The 743-nt window shown below is 59.6% G+C and carries 1 pseudogene; it reads left to right on the forward strand.

Annotation, left to right across the window (positions count from 1 at the left end):
- Positions 1-743 (forward strand): annotated as a pseudogene (locus E0L35_RS25370) (thiamine pyrophosphate-dependent enzyme); the annotation flags it as partial.

Raw genomic sequence — 743 nt, forward strand, 5'->3', positions numbered from 1 at the left:
GACCGCTTTGTGCTCTCCAATGGCCACGGCTCCATGCTGCTTTACTCGCTGCTCCACCTCAGCGGCTACGAGCTGAGCCTGGAACAGTTGCAGAATTTCCGCCAGTTGCACTCGCCTACTGCCGGACACCCGGAATTCGGCTACGCGCCGGGCATTGAGACCACCACTGGCCCGCTGGGTCAGGGCTTTGCTAACGCCGTGGGTTTTGCCATCGCGGAAAAAACCCTGGCGGCGCAGTTTAACCGTCCCGGTCACACCATCGTCGATCACCACACCTGGTGTTTCCTGGGTGACGGCTGCTTAATGGAAGGTATCTCCCACGAAGCGGCCTCGCTGGCCGGTACCCAGCAGTTGGGTAAATTGATCGCCCTTTATGACGACAACGGCATCTCTATCGATGGCGAAGTGGAAGGCTGGTTTACCGACGATACCGCCAAGCGTTTTGAAGCTTACGGCTGGCACGTGGTGCCCAATGTGGATGGTCATAAGCCTGAAGAGGTGAAAGCCGCTATTGAGCTGGCCAAGAGCCACGACGATAAGCCGAGCCTGATTATCTGCAAGACCATCATTGGCTTTGGTGCCCCCAACAAGCAGGGCAAGGAAGACGCCCACGGCGCCCCCTTAGGCGACGACGAAGTGGCCCTGGCACGCACTCAGCTCGACTGGCCCCATGCGCCCTTCCATATTCCCGAGCCGATCTACTCCGCCTGGGATGCCCGTGAAGCGGGCAAAGCGGCTCAGCA

Origin of the sequence: Halomonas sp. ATBC28 (genome assembly GCF_005937175.1) — a bacterium.
Taxonomy (GTDB): Bacteria; Pseudomonadota; Gammaproteobacteria; order Pseudomonadales; family Halomonadaceae; genus Vreelandella; species Vreelandella titanicae.